This is a genomic window from Candidatus Melainabacteria bacterium RIFOXYA2_FULL_32_9 (assembly GCA_001784615.1).
Lineage (GTDB): Bacteria > Cyanobacteriota > Vampirovibrionia > Gastranaerophilales > UBA9579 > UBA9579.
In genome coordinates this window covers 8,797-24,218 of the sequence record MFRQ01000155.1, presented here as the reverse complement: position 1 = coordinate 24,218, position 15,422 = coordinate 8,797, and the positions used below count along the sequence as shown (strand labels likewise).

Genomic DNA, 15,422 nt, shown 5'->3' with positions numbered 1-15,422 from the left:
TTTTAATGGATAAGTCAGGACTTATTGTTACAAATAGCCATGTGATAAGCCAATCCGGAGATGATATCCAAATTAGATTTGGTGCAAATCAGGTCATTGAAGGAAAAGTTATAGAGAATGACAACAACGCAGATATAGCGATAATTTTAGTTAATCTTAAAAATATTAAGGATTACACCGTTCTGAAACCTTTTATTCCCACTATCAATGAACCATTAGTATTAATAGGAGAACAAATTTTAGCTGTTGGAAGCCCTATAGAATGGGAAACGCTTGAAAAAACCCTGACATCAGGAGTTGTTGGAAAGTATGAAGGTAATTTAATCTATCATGATGCCAGTATAAATCAAGGAAATTCAGGTGGGCCGTTATTTAATTATGATGGTGATGTTGTTGGAGTTAATACTTTTATCGAATCAGCAGCTGGACAAGCTATTGGTGGAAGTGTTTCAATTAATAAAGTAATGCCAATCTTTGAAAGGGCTAGACAAAAGCTGGGTTTAATACCTATGCCATCAGAAAACCTTCTGCCTGATATTCCAAATACTCCATATCCCATTGACAGACTACTAGAACAAGGAATAGGAGGTTTTCCTCGAAGAGATAGTAAAGATTACATGGTTGATTCAAAATATTTTACTGTAGAATTTAGAACACCTCCACAGGGATATAAAGAGTTTTTAGAGCAGGAGCAAGAACTTCTTAAAAATCGACAAAAGCGTGCAGAACACCATGGATTTGAAATAAAGGACGATGAACTGCACTCAAAAAATCTTGCCAAATTCTATAATTATAGTAAGCCTGTTGTTACTGTAATAGTTAAACCTAAACCACAATTAACCAATGGAAGTAAAGCATTAAATACTTTAATGCTTACTGCTGTTTTGATGTCAGCTGTTGGTTCAGCATATTCTGGAGTTCCATATTCACCAACTTATACATCATATTCAAATATTCGCAGGTATGAGAAGGATTTTCTCAAAATGACTCTCATGAACCGAGATAATACTAAAACATATATTCCTTATCTAAGTGCCAGAATACCCGTTGAAAATATGGAAATTAACAATACATATGGATATATGACCAGGTCGTATAATAAATTAGTTGATAAAACGTACGCTGGAGTATATGAATATAATCCTAAATATTTTGATTTAGATAAGCCATTAAAAATGGTAATTCAAGCTGAAGGTAGCGCTGAAAGTAATGAAATTGAAATACCAGAGAATATAAAAAAGACTATAATTGAAGATTTTAAACCATATTGGAATATGGAGTATCTAAATACTCTTGATGTCAATAAAAAGAACTTGATTAATAAGTTAGGTCAGGAAGCCGTGAAAACAGCAATTTCTAAAATTAATGTAAATGAATTTTCTGGTAGGAAAAAAATTAATTATTATAAAAAACAGAATAATTTAGTGAAGTATTATAAGTTAAATATAGATAATGATAAATATATCTTTGTTAATGATGGTGATGTCGAATATAGATATAATCCTAAAGGACAACTAATAGCTGTTATTACATCTGATAAAAGTCCAACTTATCCGAAAATAAAATACTCATATGCTTATCCAGATGGAAAATTGACAGCAATTAATGTACAACTTGTTGAAGAGGAAAGATATATTCTAAATCTAACAGGAATTATCACAACATTATGTTCTAATAATTCCTGTCGTTCTACCGACAAAATACCAAGTGATTATATTATTACAGGCCCATATAAAACTTACGATGAGGCTAAAAATTCTAATTAATGGGAGCAACCGCTATGATCACAGGCATTTATTCCTGTTTCAAGAGTTCCGTTAAGATAATCAAGCACAACCTTTTCAGGATCTTCCGCCGGTGCACCAGAAATAACTTTAATTCCAAATTGAGCGAATATTTCTTGCGCTCTTCCACCCATTCCTCCTGCTATAACAAGGCTGGCTCCTTGCTCTTTTACCCATGGCGGAATTATTCCCGGTATATGTTCAGGTGGTACTATTTCTTCTTTATTTACAATAGTTTTTGTTGTTTCTTCAACATCAATAAATGTAAATACTTCACAATGTCCAAAGTGAAGACATAATTTTCCGTTGGCTGTTGGAATAGCAATTTTCATGAATTCTCTCCTTCTAACAATAACTTTATTCTTTCCCACATGTCATTTATTTTATTCGAGATTAATCCTTTAGAATGTTCAATTATGGTTAATCTCTCAATCTGTGCTTTCGTAAACTCTTTACTGTATGGAATTTCTCCAAGTAAATTCAGGTTTTTTTCCTGACAAAACTCTTTTATCTTGCCTGATAAGTCAGGATTTAAGTCATATTTATTAACACAAACACTAGCTTTTACCTTAAAATGTCTGGTTAATTGATAAACTCTTTCTAAATCATGAAGTCCTGATAAAGTTGGTTCTGTTACTATTAATACTAGATTTGCTCCTGATATTGAGGCTATTACAGGACATCCTATACCTGGAGATCCATCAACAATAATAAGTTCATTTTTATTTTGATTAGCTATGAGTCTTGCTTGATTTCTAATTGTAGTTACAAGTTTACCTGAATTTTCTTCGGCTATACCTAATTTAGCGTGTACCATTTTGCCAAATCTTGTATTTGAAATATACCATTCACCTGATAATTTCTTGTTTAGCTCAATAGCACCATTAGGACAAAAATAAGTACAGACCCCACAACCTTCACAATTAATTCTATTAATCTCATAATCTTTTGATATGGCATTAAATCTGCATAATTCGATACATTTACCACATTGAATGCATCTGTCACTATCTAATATAGCTTCTTTACCTGAATAAAAATCAGTTTTAGTTTCTATTTCCGGATTCAGTATTAAGTGTAAATCAGCAGCATCAACATCACAATCTACTAAAACTTTATTTTCAGCTAGAGCAGCAAATGCTCCAACAATGCTTGTTTTTCCTGTTCCACCTTTACCGCTTATTATTACAAGTTCTTTCATCGTGATACCTCTTTTTTAAAAAGAGTTAAAAGAGGAAAAAATAGTTCTTTATATTCTGGAAGCGTTTCTATAATAATTTCTCCTCTTGAATAGGCTTCTGCTATTAGTCTATCATCAGGAATCTTTGCCATTATTTCAATCTGTTCAATATTTGCATATTCTTCAATTAAATAATCGTTACTACCAGATTTATTGATGACAATTCCAAATGGTAAACCCATCTTCTTTACCATATCTACAGCCAATTTAAGATCATACAATCCAAAAGGCGTTGGCTCAGTTACAAGAATCACAAAATCAGTGTCACTAATCGCACTTATAACCGGACAGGAAGTCCCTGGGGGGCAATCTAAAATCTGTATTTGAGAATTATTTAAACACCTCTTTACTTCTTTAATTAAAGGAGGTGACATTGCCTCACCAATTCTTAATTTGCCATGAATAAAGTTTAGGTTATCAATCTTACCTTCTTCAATAACCCCAACTTCTCTACCGGTTTCGTGAATTGCTTTAACAGGACAAACAAGCATACATCCCCCACAGCCATGACAGAGTTCAGGAAACACAATTATTTTATCTTTTATACAGGCTAAAGCATTAAATTCACAAAGATTGCTACATTTACCACAACCTATACATAAATCAGAATTTATTTCTGGGACAGGCAAAAATACTTTTTTCACTTCCTGTAATTCAGGTTTCAAGAATATATGGCAATTAGGTTCTTCTACATCACAATCAAGTAAATATACATTTTTATACTGTTTCGAGAGAATCCAGGCTAGATTTATTGATACAGTACTCTTTCCTGTACCACCTTTACCACTTGCTACTGCTATTCTCATAAATATCTATTTATCCTGTTCGGGTGTGTCTTTTTCTTGCTCTAAATGAGCCCTTTGCCAGCCGGTTAATCCGGTAGATTTAAACATATTTCTCCATCCTCTTCTTTTGCCAAAGCAAAAGCCTGCAACAGCTCCAGCTAAAATAGGGAATCCAAAAGAAATACAATTACCTAATCCTCTACCTGTCATCGGTCCTGACCCTAAAGGTCCTGTACCGTCTCTTCTTGGCATAATTGCTCCTTTCTTGATTTATAAATTTACCAATGTCCCTCAACATCAGGGGAGAGGGATTCTTGTAATTCATTATTTTTAAATTTTTCAATGGCTTCTTTAACAGAGCCTTCAGCACCTGTATAAACTTTTATTCCTGCAACTGATAGGATTTTAAATGCTTTAGGACCACAATGTCCTGTTATTAATGCTTCTACATTTTGATTAACAATGTTCTGTGCTGCCTGTATTCCTGCACCTTGTGCAGATTCCAGATTTTGTTCATTATCAATGAAAACAAATGTGCTGTTATCCATATCGTATATAATAAAGCCAAATGCTCTGCCAAATCTTAAATCTACATTACTATTTAAATCTTTACCATTTGCGGTAATTGCTATTTTCATATTAGACTCCTAAAAAACACAGATAGATTTACTTTAATCATACAACTTGACAATTATAATTGTCAAGTCTAGTATAAATTTAAATTTGTGTGTTATTATTAATATGAGCAAGTAAGGAAATAATATGCAGGTTAATGAGAATTCACCAGTTTATCCTATGGGAGTAGCAGCAAGAATTCTAGATGTTCATCCACGAACTCTCAGGATTTATGAGGCTGAAGGACTTATTTCTCCATCAAGACAGGGAGGAAAAAGATTTTTTTCTCAGAACGATTTAAATTGGATTGAGTGTTTAAGAAAACTTATCCATGACGAAAACTTAAGTATACCAGGATTAAAGAGACTTCTGGAGCTTGTTCCTTGCTGGAAATTGAAAGATTGTCCGTCAGAAATTAGGATTAATTGTGCTGCTTTAAAAGAAAGAGAAAAAAGATGCTGGGAATTAGCTCAAAAAGCTTGTGAAAAGTCCTGCCAAAATTGCGAAGTCTTTTTAAGCAGAAAATCTTAATCTATCTGATTTTTATAATTTTAAGGACAGCGAAAAAAATGCTTATGGATTTTGATGAAAAAATGCGAAGCGGGAGCTTACAATTTCGAAAACGACGAGTTTTCGAAATTGTAAGCTCATTCCAATAGGTATTTTTGTAAGTGACTGAGTCACACTATTAAAGTCTTTAACTATTTCAACCTTATATATGTGTCTTTGGCACTTCTTATAACCAGCAAATAATCGAGCAATAAAAAATGCGTAAGTATTTTTTATTGCGTCCTTAAATTTAATTTACAACTTTTTTTCTTTTGATAAGATTTTTATTTTATAATTTTTTTTGCACATTTTTAATAAATTTGTTTGAATTAATTTTTATCATTATTTCTTTTTTTAAGACACAAAGATCCTTTCTTTGAAAGAATTTCAGGCTTTGTGAAATTTAAATTTTTTCTAGTTAAAATTTTTCATAATAATAAAATCCCTACAAAACTACTTGACATTATAGGAACTTTTTGGTTTATAATTAGTCTAATAACTAGAATCTTTGGCATGTTATAAACATATTAAAGAGACTTGAAAAATCCCCTAAGAGGGAGTTACACACAGATAGATAGGTTTTTGAAGTAAGCCATTATTTCGGTCTCATTCAAAACTATCGACTAACAAAAGGAGGCCAGTATAATGGCATACGAAGACATCATTTTACAATGTGCAGACTGTGGTTGTGATTTTGAATTCACAATTAGCGAACAAGAATTTTACGCTTCAAAAGGGCTAACAAATCAGCCAAAAAGATGTAAACCTTGTCGCAACGCAAGAAAAGGTGGCGGTAGCAGAGGCGGCGGCGGATACCAACAAAAAAGAATGTACGATGTAGTATGTTCAAATTGTGGTGCAGACGCTCAAGTACCTTTCAAACCATCTAATGACAGACCTGTACTTTGTAAAGCTTGCTATTCAAACTCTTACTAAGTTAAGGTTAAGCTAAAAGAGAGTTATCAATTGATAACTCTCTTTTTAGATGTAAATTTTTATTGTTGTTTTATCCATTCTTTAGCTTTATCTAACTCAGAAACATCAAAATATCTAACTTTTCCAGGCATAATATTTTCTGAGAGCTTTAAAATGTGCTTTTCAAGCTTTTTATCTCCAACGAAAGCTGTATAGTCAAAATTATTTTTATGTTTTAAATAAAAATTAAAATCAACTAAAAATCCTTCAAGACTATACCCTTTAACCTTATCCATGACTATTAAAGTTCTCACTTTTCCAAATTTTTTAATCAAATCTTCAAATTCTGGAATAATATTTCCTACATCTTCTTTAGTTATCATATCTTTAGCTTCAATGTAGATATAATTTTTTTCTTTTTCTACAAGTTTTATCATATTTATTTCCTCCCATACCATATTTTGGGCTTTAGTTGGTTATTTAAAGCTCTCTTTGGGCAATTCTTTTAACTAAATTTTCTATTTTCGATGTTTAAACTCTATTAACTTGAATTGCTAATTAATTTCAGCCAAAATTCTCAGAAACCCATCCCTGCCACTCTATCTTATAGTTTTTGAGAACTTTAATTCAGTTATATCAAGCTTTTTAAAACTGATTTTTTAGATTTACCAATTTGATTTGAAAAGTCCTCTTCATTTTCAGGCTGTAGTTTTATAGTTTTATCAGTTTCCGAATAAGCCTGTTTTGTAATGTTTTCTTCATCAATATCTTGGCTTTGGTTAGAATTCCTTTCAGCTTGTGCTTCCCTAATCATTCGGTCTGCTTGCTGAGCAACTTTCATATCTTGTGTTGATGGTTTAGCCGGTGCCATAGCAGCACTCTTAATTTTCTAGGCTTTTTCTATGGTTTCTTCCGGGGTTTTTCCTTTAGAAATATTCAAAGAGACCTCGCCACTTACTGCATATCGCTGTCCATCAGGCCCCTGCTCATATTCATATTGAGCTGGCTTAACTACAAGGCCAGCTGCTGCTGACATATGAACTTGTTCATGGCTTCGAACTTCTTTGTCTCTTATTTTTAGGTCTTCAACTTTCTTTTTATCTTCCTTAGAAAGTTCTTTATCATTATTGTTTGAATCTTTATTTTTTTCTGTATCCTTGATTTGATTAGCCTGATCCTGTTTATATAGCTCCATGCCTTCTTTAGAAATAGTTGCTTTATCAACTATTTCATTCTGAGAAATTTTTGTCTTTGAAAAATCATCCTGGTAAGAAGACTTGCTTATATCCCGAATTTTATTAACATTCCAAATTTTATCTATGATACATAGATCATTGTTAATAATCATAATCCAGAAACCTTTCTTTATTTATATTATCATAAAATTTCATATTTTTAATAAAAAAATAGTAGATTTCTGAATTATTTGCTTATTTCTACGATTCAGATAGAAATTTAATAGCTTGAATTTACTAATAAGATTTACTACTCTTTTGCCATTGTAAGAGCTTGATCAATATCTGCAATAATATCATCAGGATCTTCAATGCCTATTGATAGTCTTATAAAGTCTTCTGTCACACCAGTTGAAATACGCTCTTCTTCTGTCAATTGCTGATGAGTTGTACTGGCGGGATGTATTACAAGTGACTTTGCATCACCAATATTTGCAAGATGGGATAATAATTTAACATTGTCGATAAACTTAATTCCTGATTCCATTCCACCTTTGATTCCAAAACCAATTATAGCTCCCTGACCTTTAGGAAGATATTTCTTAGCCATCTGATAGCTTGGATGACTTTCAAGACCAGGATAATTAACCCAATTTACATTTTTATGCTCACTTAAAAATTTAGCAACTTTAACAGCATTGCTACAATGACGTTCTATTCTTAAAGGTAATGTTTCTATACCCTGTAAGATTAAGAAGGAGTTAAACGGGCTCACAGCAGGCCCTAAATCTCTTAATAATTGTGTTCTAGCTTTAACTATATAAGCAGCCTGTCCAAATTTTTTTGTATAGGTAATACCGTGATAGCTTGGATCAGGCTCAGTTAATTCAGGGAATTTATCTGCTTTATCCCAAGGAAAACAGCCTGAATCAACTATTAAACCACAAATAGATGTCCCATGCCCTCCAAGAAATTTTGTAGCTGAATAAACAGTAATATCTGCACCATAATCAAACGGTCTAAAGAGATATGGTGTGGCAACAGTATTATCAATAATTAACGGGATATTATGTTTATGTGCAACATCAGCTAACTTTTCAAAATCTAAAACCCGTAACCCGGGGTTTCCAATGCTTTCTGCAAAAATAAGTCTGGTTTTATCTGTAATAGCTTTTTCAAAGTCTTCTGGATTGTCAGAATCAACGAATTTAACCTTTATACCCATTTTAGCAAAAGTATTTGCAAATAGAGTATAAGTTCCTCCATATAAAGATGAGGAGGCAACTATTTCATCTCCTACTTTTGCAATATTAAGACAAGCAAGAGTTGTTGCAGCTTGTCCGGATGACACTGCAAGAGCTCCGATCCCACCTTCTAAGAGCGCAATACGCTTTTCAAGAACGTCAGTGGTAGGGTTCATTAGTCTTGTATAGATATTACCTGCCTTTTTCAGGCTAAATAAGTCTGCTGCATATTGTGAATCCTCAAAAACATAAGAAGTTGTCTGATATATAGGAACAGCTCGTGAATGAGTATCTGTATCAACTCCCTGCCCCCCATGAACGGCTATTGTATCAAATTTCATAATTATTTCTCCATATATATTTTATAGAAATTTAGTTTATAACAAGATTTATGATTAAAACAGCACTAAATGCAGGAATTTTACCAAAAAACCATAGAACTTACTCAATAAATAATGGCTTCAGATTTTCTCAACGTAATAATGACAGCAATTTATTTATATATTGTTTAGACAGAAAAATAGCTTTATAATGAAGCTGTATAAATTGCGTAAGGTGTATAATGAAAAAGTTATCAATAATATTAATTCTCATAGTTAGCTTTGCATATGTAAGATTTTACCCATATATAACACTTAATAGCCCTGAAATAGAGAATATATATACTCCGATAGAGAAGATTTTAACATCTTCAGCAAATATTACAGATAAATCAGAGTATAAAATTCCACAAACTCTTGTTACTGGTTTAATAACTACTGGAACTGTATTAACAGGTTTTTCATTAGCAGAAGTACTTGTAGCATTAGGAATAGTTGGAGTTGTATCTGCATTAGTTATACCTGGAGTATATATAGGTATCCGAGAACAGCAATATAAGACAAGCCTGAAAAAAGCTTATAAAGATTTAACGCAAGTTACTATGCTTATAAAGCAAAAGAATAAAAATACCTTAAGTGGTGTTTTTACAAGCCCTACTTCATTAAGAGATGAATATCTAAGCTATATGAATTATCTTAAGATTTGCGATCCTGCAGCTACACAAGGAGAATGCTGGTATTCAGGAGGAGGATACAGATTAGATGACGGATTAATATTTGTAAACCTAGCTTGGTGGTTTGACGGGAGTGAGGCTGGTGCTGTATTGAGTAACGGAATGAATTTGTATTTTAATTGGGATGTATCTTATAATTGTTCAAATAGCGCACCTACACTCCCAGAATGTGGAAGGATTTTTGTTGATGTTAACGGAATGAAAGGTCCAAATACCTGGGGTAAAGATATGTATTTTTTCTTTGTCAACGAAGACAGACTTATACCATCAGGACCTCTTGTTGAGGATACGTGTGAAGGTAGTGAAGGTACAGGCTGCGCAGGAGTTTATCTTACGGAATAATTTCTAAGGAATAAAATATGTATTAACCTTTGGTGTAAGCAGAATGCAGGGCTTCATTTCTATATTTTATCGAAAATTAACTCATTCTGGTATAAGTAATCTTGATAATTTTAATGATCTTATAAATAATTGGCACAAATGTAAGGAAATATTTGATAAAATATAAAATTATAGTTTACTGAGAATAAAATATGACAAAAAAAGTTAGAGTTTTAGGAATTCAGATTACTCCTGAAATTGGAGATAAAGAAGCTAATCTTAATAAAGTTGAGAATTTTATAGAACAAAACAGCTGGTTTAAGCCAGATCTGGTTATATTGCCGGAAGTTTTTAATTGTGGTATTGGTCAGGGAAAACTCCTTCAAAAACTGGCTGAACCTGTTTCAGGCGGGCCAACGACAGAATTGATGTCTTTTTTGTCAGCTAAATATAAAACGAATATTCTCGCAGGAAGTTATATAGAAGAAGGTTCTGACGGGAAATTCAGAAATACCTCAGCAATATTCGATAGATCAGGAAATATAGTCGGTAAATATCATAAAATTCATATGTTTTCATACTATGGCAGTCAGGAAGGAGATTTTATTACTCCTGGTAATTCAAGTGTTGTGGTTGATACAGATATTGGCAAAATAGGACTTAGCGTTTGTTATGATTTAAGATTTCCTGAGTTATATAGAGCCTTAACTTATTCAGGTGCAGAAATAATAGTTTGTCCTGCTGCTTGGCCTTATCCAAGGCTAGAACACTGGATAACATTAAATAAAGCAAGGGCAATAGAGAATCAGGTATATTTTATTTCTGTTAATCAAGTAGGAAAAACGAATGGAGCAAGGGTGAATCTTGGTCATTCAATGATAATTAATCCCTGGGGTGATACAATTGCATCAACAGGGAGTGAAGAAGCAGTTATGATGGCAGAAATAGACCTTGATATGGTTAGAAAACTCAGAGAAGAGTTCCCTGTCCTTAATGACAGAAACCTAAATGCCTATGAAAGTCTAGACTTTTAGAGTTTCTTCTTCAGCATTATTATATTCAGTTAGATTATATAAGTCTGTTTCCAATTCCTGAATGTGTGTTTTTACGTGTTTCAGACCTCTTTCAAGTTTTGGAACCAGAGTATCCTTATTTCTAAGGAATTGTAAATTTATAATCTTTATAGTTGACATGCTATCCAGATAAATCTTTCTGATTTTTAGGATTCTGTCATATATTTTCTTATGTATAAATCTCTCATTTTCAGAAAGGAATGTAGAAAGATTGCCAAGTGTTACTTGAGAGTCTTTAATTTTATCTTTTGCAACTTCTTGTTTGAGCTTATCCAGATATTTCTCTAACTGTTGATAGATATTCAACATAAATTTTTTCTTTTTAGTAAGATTTATCTCGAAATATTTTTTGGTACAAATAAAACCGCTTTGTGCCAGCCATTTTTTATCTTCATTAGATATATTAAAATCAATTACCTGTGTTTTACCAGCATCAATACTGATAATATCAATCTGATCATTCTGACCATGAGTACTGATAAGTATGTCAGTTGAAATATTATATGAAGTATCAAGAATTGCGCCAAAATAATCAAACAGGTTACTTATTTTCCTTTCCTGTCTATCTCCTTCAAGCCTAAATTCCAGAATTCTTGAACTGGTACTTGATATTAGATTTTTTGAGAATGTCCATATAGGGAAGTTATTTATAATATCACCGTCAACAAGACAGTTGCCATCTTCCCATACAGGTTTAAAGAAGCCGGGTATACTTATTGATGCTCTTATTGCATAAGCAATTTCAACATCCGGAGTTGTGCTTTTACTAAACTCTTTGAAAGTTGTACAGCTTATATTTGTTGTAATTATAACTAAATCTCTCTTAATATCTTTAAAAGTAACAGGTTCATTACCTTTAGGGTTAAATCTTTCTCCATAAAACTTGGTTTCTATAAGGTTTTTAAGTGTGAAATATAGTTTTTCCCCCTTACATAAGCCAAAATCTTTCCCCATAGGAATATATAAATCCCTAAAAATCTCGAAAGGAGTATTAAAAATAATGTTATTTATCTCTTCGTAATTATATCCTACTGCATAAAGAGCAGCAAAAATAGCACCAACAGAGGATCCGGCATATCCTGTTATATCAATATTTAATTCTTCAAGGGCTTTAAGAACACCAAGATAAGCTGTTCCTCTTACTCCCCCACCTGCAAATATGCAAAAATAGTCAGACATTTTAGACTCCCCACTTTAATTAAAGAATTAAACTTTATTTCTGCTTTTTTATAAATAAGTTACTATGATCTATTTTAATTATTAAATGACAGCTTTTAAAAAATATCATACATTTTTAGTATTTTATAAATAAAAAGTAAATATTTATAAGAAAAATATATTTGATGAATTTGAGATAAAATACAGAATCTAGTAAAATAAAAACTTAAATTGTAAAATCTTGATATATTCTAATTTTTACAGATAATAAGAATTTTATAAGTGTCAGGAGTGTGGGTGAATGGGCATATCAGTAGTAATACATACTTATAATGCAGATAAATATCTTGAAGAATGCTTGCAATCTGTCAGTTCTGTTGAAGAAGTTATTATATGTGATATGTATAGTAATGATAGAACGATAGAAATTGCTCAAAAATATGGCTGCAAAATTATTTATCACGAAAATGTTGGCTTTGCTGATCCTGCAAGGAATTATGCTCTAAGCCATGCCACTCAGGATTGGGTATTAGTGGTTGATGCAGATGAAGTAATAACTAAAGAACTGCTGGACTATTTAAGAGAAGAAACCCAAAAACCTGATTGTCCTGATGTTTTCTTGATTCCAAGAAAAAATTATGTTTTTGGAAAATTTATGCGCTCATTATATCCAAACTGTATATTGAGATTTTTCCGTAGAGGCAATGTGTCATTCAGCAAACATGTTCACTGCACTCCTGATGAAATAAGAGGAGTAGAGTATAAAATTGATCCAAAGCGTGAGGAATTAGCTATTATTCATTATAATTATGACTCTGTTGCTTCATTTATATCTCGTACAAACACATATACAACATTAGAACTTGAGAAAATGGCAAAAAGAGGATTTAAATTTTCACTAAAATACCTGATTTTGAGACCATTTGGCGAATTTATAAAGAGATATTTCCTTAAAAGTGGATATAAAGATGGTTTACATGGATTTATTGTAGCTCTTTTATGGGGAATGTATGAAAGCATTGCCATAATTAAATTATGGGAATATGAAAAGAACCAAAAACTGATAAAAGTGGAAAATATTGTTCCCCAAAAAATTGAACAAGCAACATCTTAAAACCTTTATGAAGAGGATTATTTCTTGGACACAAAAGGATTATCTTTTATATAAAATCTCCAGGGATAGTCAGCTGCTAACTTTATTCCAATTCTTGTTGTCGTAATTATTTTGTTTTCTGGAATTTTAGTTCCTGCTTCTATCCAGATATCTGAATTCGGGCTTGTAAGGTCAACTGCATTAAGTTCTTTAGTTATGTTTAATTCTCTACATAGTTTTCCTGGCCCATTTGTATTTTGAACAGGGGTTATGGGTTCTAAAGCCCTTATTAAGACAGCACCCGCAGTATCTTCAGGCTCAGTTACTACGTTAAAACAATGATACATGCCGTATATAAAATAAACGTAGGCAATTCCCGGTTGATAAAATAAAGTTATAGCTCTAGGAGTTTTACCTTTGAAGGTATGACAGGCAGGATCATCTTGAGTATAAGCTTCTGTTTCAACTATAATTCCACTTAGAACTTGTTTCCCTACTCTTCTTGATAGCTTAGATCCGAGCAATTCTTTAGCTACGCATAGAGTTTTTCTATTATAAAAGTCTTTAGTCAGGATATTCATAATATACCTTAATAGAGTTTTCTATAAATAAAATAAGTACACTTTTTTTCTTCTTTATTTAAGATAGAGTTTTCTGTGATTACATCTACTCTTTTAATTAATTTAAAATTAATTGGAATATCTGCAAGATCAATAATATTAATCAAATAAACAGGATTTTCTGAAATAGAAATAATGGGCTTTGTCTTTTTATCATAATATATAATTAAAGGTTTTTTATTTTTAATAGGAATAAGCTTATTATCTTTAACAGTGTAATTAAAGATTATTCCTTTATCATTTATCATCTCAATATTTTGTTTTGTTCCACTAAATATTAGGAAGTCATAATCATTGTAATTCTCTTTTTTTACTAATAATTCGTATCTTAAAGGATAAATTTTCCAGGTTGGATTTTCTTCAAACAGTGGATAATACCAGTCATCATCGGAAAATATTAAGCCTATTTTTGAATTATCAGGAATAGTTTCTTCAAGATATTTAATTATAGGATAAAAGTACATTTTATCCTGGAAATGGGCTTCATCTCTCAGTCTGATAACATTTCTAAAATCAGTGAAATTATACTCAAATAAGGTCTGACAAACTTGCAAGAAGGGTTTTGATACGTTTGAAACAGGTATTACAGAATAATTAAAAATAATAACTAAAGTAATAATGCTCTTTTGGAGAGTTATTTTTCGATTATAGCTTAAAGCCAGAAGTATAGAGCTTAATACAACTGCTGATAATAAATATCTGTTATTCCAAATACAAAATCCCATTAATGTAGAAATTGTCAGTAAAAAGCCTATAGTAATCAGCCCTGTTAAGCTGATATAAAACATTTTATCTTTTTTATGAGTCATTTTTATAAAACTATACTTAAGCATAAAAGGTATAAGTAGGATAAAACCCAGAATACCAAACTTTGCTAAGCTCTCATGAATCATTGTATTGGGCTTGGATATGTCCAGAAAAAGTAATCCATCAGAGTTCTTTAAGCTAAACATATGAAACAAACTATTTTTTATATCTATATAATAGGGAGTAAGTTTGTTTGCGGCATCTATTCCTGTAAAATCAACAAATATTAATAAATATCTTATTAGATTAGCTGTAAACGCTTTGAAACATAGAGATATACTATGCCTGTAGACATAAAACTTTGTGCCTAAGAAATTTCCAAAATCAATATAATTAAGGATGTAATTATATGAGCTAAGAATCAAGAATGCAGGAATAGAAGCAGCTATAAATACTGTAATTGGTTTATAAAATAGCTTTTTTTTCTCTCTAGCAGATATTAGAAGATAGATTATGCCAAATATAGGTACGAAGAAGACTACAGATGTCTTGATCCCTAAATCAATACTAAAAGCTATAGCTGAAAATATAAGAGCTTTTTTGCTATTCTCTTTAACACCGTAAATAAACAAATATAGAGAAACAAGCAAGAAAAAAGCAACCAATAAATTAGTTTGAGCACTTGTAGATTCTAAAATAACAGCGGGAAATGATGCAAGTATAAATATTGTCCATAATATTCTTCTAGTTGATACTTTTAGGTACCTTAAATAAGTAAAAATGGTAAATATACAGCCAAGATAAGCCAAATATTGTGGAAATATAGACAAATAATCTCTTTTTAAAAACACCATCGACCAGAGTATTAAGATTTCTGAATTTATAGGAAGGATAATTTGTCTGATTGAGCTTGTCTCAAAATGAGCAAGGGTTTGATTCTGAATCCAAAATCCAATTCGAGCAAGGTGATAAGCCATACTATCCCAGGAATTAGTTGGAGCGATAAAGGTAAGAAATAAGCCAATTAAGCTTGAAAATATAAAAAATAT

The 15,422-nt window shown here is 31.7% G+C and carries 18 protein-coding genes; 6 read left to right on the top strand and 12 right to left on the bottom strand.

The window, feature by feature from the left end; genetic code table 11:
* Positions 1 to 5 precede the first annotated feature (5 nt).
* Positions 6 to 1,766, top strand: coding sequence for a hypothetical protein (locus A2255_03945; GenBank protein ID OGI17163.1), 1,761 nt, complete (start codon positions 6 to 8; stop codon positions 1,764 to 1,766).
* On the opposite strand, the gene A2255_03940 is transcribed toward A2255_03945, so the two are convergent.
* The 5 genes from A2255_03940 to A2255_03920 are packed head-to-tail and all read right to left on the bottom strand — an operon-like array spanning position 1,763 to position 4,447.
* Positions 1,763 to 2,116: an ATPase gene (locus A2255_03940; protein OGI17162.1), complete on the bottom strand. Its 354-nt coding sequence runs from the start codon at positions 2,114 to 2,116 to the stop codon at positions 1,763 to 1,765. The genes A2255_03945 and A2255_03940 overlap by 4 nt on opposite strands.
* Entirely contained in the window at positions 2,113 to 2,985 is an 873-nt protein-coding gene (locus A2255_03935) for a (4Fe-4S)-binding protein (GenBank protein ID OGI17161.1), read from the bottom strand. Before A2255_03935 ends, A2255_03940 begins: the two co-directional genes overlap by 4 nt.
* Positions 2,982 to 3,830 carry a (4Fe-4S)-binding protein gene (locus tag A2255_03930; protein ID OGI17160.1) on the bottom strand — a complete coding sequence of 283 codons (849 nt, stop codon included), beginning with the start codon at positions 3,828 to 3,830 and terminating at the stop codon, positions 2,982 to 2,984. Before A2255_03930 ends, A2255_03935 begins: the two co-directional genes overlap by 4 nt.
* Positions 3,831 to 3,836: 6 nt before the next feature.
* Complete coding sequence (locus tag A2255_03925; protein OGI17159.1) at positions 3,837 to 4,061, bottom strand: hypothetical protein; 225 nt, start codon at positions 4,059 to 4,061, stop codon at positions 3,837 to 3,839.
* Between the two features lie 26 nt (positions 4,062 to 4,087).
* The gene (locus tag A2255_03920; protein OGI17158.1) at positions 4,088 to 4,447 is read right to left on the bottom strand and encodes a dinitrogenase iron-molybdenum cofactor biosynthesis protein; all 360 of its coding nucleotides are present in this window, start codon (positions 4,445 to 4,447) and stop codon (positions 4,088 to 4,090) included.
* A 124-nt stretch (positions 4,448 to 4,571) separates the two neighbouring features.
* Here A2255_03920 and A2255_03915 point away from each other — a divergent pair, with 124 nt between their 5' ends.
* Positions 4,572 to 4,955: a hypothetical protein gene (locus A2255_03915; GenBank protein OGI17157.1), complete on the top strand. Its 384-nt coding sequence runs from the start codon at positions 4,572 to 4,574 to the stop codon at positions 4,953 to 4,955.
* A 663-nt stretch (positions 4,956 to 5,618) separates the two neighbouring features.
* Positions 5,619 to 5,909, top strand: coding sequence for a zinc-binding protein (locus A2255_03910; GenBank protein OGI17156.1), 291 nt, complete (start codon positions 5,619 to 5,621; stop codon positions 5,907 to 5,909).
* Between the two features lie 59 nt (positions 5,910 to 5,968).
* Here the strand turns inward: A2255_03910 and A2255_03905 are convergent, their stop codons facing one another.
* From A2255_03905 to A2255_03890, 4 genes are all read right to left on the bottom strand, one after another.
* Positions 5,969 to 6,325, bottom strand: a complete 357-nt coding sequence (locus A2255_03905; protein OGI17155.1) for a hypothetical protein — start codon at positions 6,323 to 6,325, stop codon at positions 5,969 to 5,971.
* 194 nt (positions 6,326 to 6,519) lie between these two features.
* Entirely contained in the window at positions 6,520 to 6,759 is a 240-nt protein-coding gene (locus A2255_03900; GenBank protein ID OGI17154.1) for a hypothetical protein, read from the bottom strand.
* 18 nt (positions 6,760 to 6,777) lie between these two features.
* Positions 6,778 to 7,236, bottom strand: a complete 459-nt coding sequence (locus tag A2255_03895) for a hypothetical protein (GenBank protein ID OGI17153.1) — start codon at positions 7,234 to 7,236, stop codon at positions 6,778 to 6,780.
* A gap of 137 nt (positions 7,237 to 7,373) precedes the next feature.
* Entirely contained in the window at positions 7,374 to 8,648 is a 1,275-nt protein-coding gene (locus tag A2255_03890; protein OGI17152.1) for an O-acetylhomoserine aminocarboxypropyltransferase, read from the bottom strand.
* Between the two features lie 221 nt (positions 8,649 to 8,869).
* Here A2255_03890 and A2255_03885 point away from each other — a divergent pair, with 221 nt between their 5' ends.
* On the top strand, positions 8,870 to 9,703 hold the full coding sequence (locus A2255_03885; protein OGI17151.1) for a hypothetical protein: 834 nt from the start codon (positions 8,870 to 8,872) through the stop codon (positions 9,701 to 9,703).
* A 191-nt stretch (positions 9,704 to 9,894) separates the two neighbouring features.
* Entirely contained in the window at positions 9,895 to 10,716 is an 822-nt protein-coding gene (locus A2255_03880; GenBank protein ID OGI17150.1) for a hypothetical protein, read from the top strand.
* On the opposite strand, the gene A2255_03875 is transcribed toward A2255_03880, so the two are convergent.
* A complete protein-coding gene (locus A2255_03875) occupies positions 10,705 to 11,934 on the bottom strand; it encodes a hypothetical protein (GenBank protein ID OGI17149.1) in 1,230 nt (409 codons plus the stop codon). The genes A2255_03880 and A2255_03875 overlap by 12 nt on opposite strands.
* 280 nt (positions 11,935 to 12,214) lie before the next feature.
* Between A2255_03875 and A2255_03870 the strand changes: the two genes are divergently transcribed.
* Positions 12,215 to 13,027 carry a hypothetical protein gene (locus tag A2255_03870; protein OGI17148.1) on the top strand — a complete coding sequence of 271 codons (813 nt, stop codon included), beginning with the start codon at positions 12,215 to 12,217 and terminating at the stop codon, positions 13,025 to 13,027.
* A gap of 17 nt (positions 13,028 to 13,044) precedes the next feature.
* On the opposite strand, the gene A2255_03865 is transcribed toward A2255_03870, so the two are convergent.
* Entirely contained in the window at positions 13,045 to 13,587 is a 543-nt protein-coding gene (locus tag A2255_03865) for a hypothetical protein (GenBank protein ID OGI17147.1), read from the bottom strand.
* An 8-nt stretch (positions 13,588 to 13,595) separates the two neighbouring features.
* On the bottom strand, positions 13,596 to 15,422 hold a 1,827-nt coding region (locus tag A2255_03860), incomplete at its 5' end, for a hypothetical protein (GenBank protein ID OGI17146.1).

Coding starts and splice junctions, on each gene's coding strand:
- A2255_03945 (OGI17163.1), top strand. CDS start 6: ATGGATAAGTCAGGACTTATTGTTACAAATAGCCATGTGATAAGCCAA.
- A2255_03940 (OGI17162.1), bottom strand. CDS start 2,116: ATGAAAATTGCTATTCCAACAGCCAACGGAAAATTATGTCTTCACTTT.
- A2255_03935 (OGI17161.1), bottom strand. CDS start 2,985: ATGAAAGAACTTGTAATAATAAGCGGTAAAGGTGGAACAGGAAAAACA.
- A2255_03930 (OGI17160.1), bottom strand. CDS start 3,830: ATGAGAATAGCAGTAGCAAGTGGTAAAGGTGGTACAGGAAAGAGTACT.
- A2255_03925 (OGI17159.1), bottom strand. CDS start 4,061: ATGCCAAGAAGAGACGGTACAGGACCTTTAGGGTCAGGACCGATGACA.
- A2255_03920 (OGI17158.1), bottom strand. CDS start 4,447: ATGAAAATAGCAATTACCGCAAATGGTAAAGATTTAAATAGTAATGTA.
- A2255_03915 (OGI17157.1), top strand. CDS start 4,572: ATGCAGGTTAATGAGAATTCACCAGTTTATCCTATGGGAGTAGCAGCA.
- A2255_03910 (OGI17156.1), top strand. CDS start 5,619: ATGGCATACGAAGACATCATTTTACAATGTGCAGACTGTGGTTGTGAT.
- A2255_03905 (OGI17155.1), bottom strand. CDS start 6,325: ATGATAAAACTTGTAGAAAAAGAAAAAAATTATATCTACATTGAAGCT.
- A2255_03900 (OGI17154.1), bottom strand. CDS start 6,759: ATGGCACCGGCTAAACCATCAACACAAGATATGAAAGTTGCTCAGCAA.
- A2255_03895 (OGI17153.1), bottom strand. CDS start 7,236: ATGATTATTAACAATGATCTATGTATCATAGATAAAATTTGGAATGTT.
- A2255_03890 (OGI17152.1), bottom strand. CDS start 8,648: ATGAAATTTGATACAATAGCCGTTCATGGGGGGCAGGGAGTTGATACA.
- A2255_03885 (OGI17151.1), top strand. CDS start 8,870: ATGAAAAAGTTATCAATAATATTAATTCTCATAGTTAGCTTTGCATAT.
- A2255_03880 (OGI17150.1), top strand. CDS start 9,895: ATGACAAAAAAAGTTAGAGTTTTAGGAATTCAGATTACTCCTGAAATT.
- A2255_03875 (OGI17149.1), bottom strand. CDS start 11,934: ATGTCTGACTATTTTTGCATATTTGCAGGTGGGGGAGTAAGAGGAACA.
- A2255_03870 (OGI17148.1), top strand. CDS start 12,215: ATGGGCATATCAGTAGTAATACATACTTATAATGCAGATAAATATCTT.
- A2255_03865 (OGI17147.1), bottom strand. CDS start 13,587: ATGAATATCCTGACTAAAGACTTTTATAATAGAAAAACTCTATGCGTA.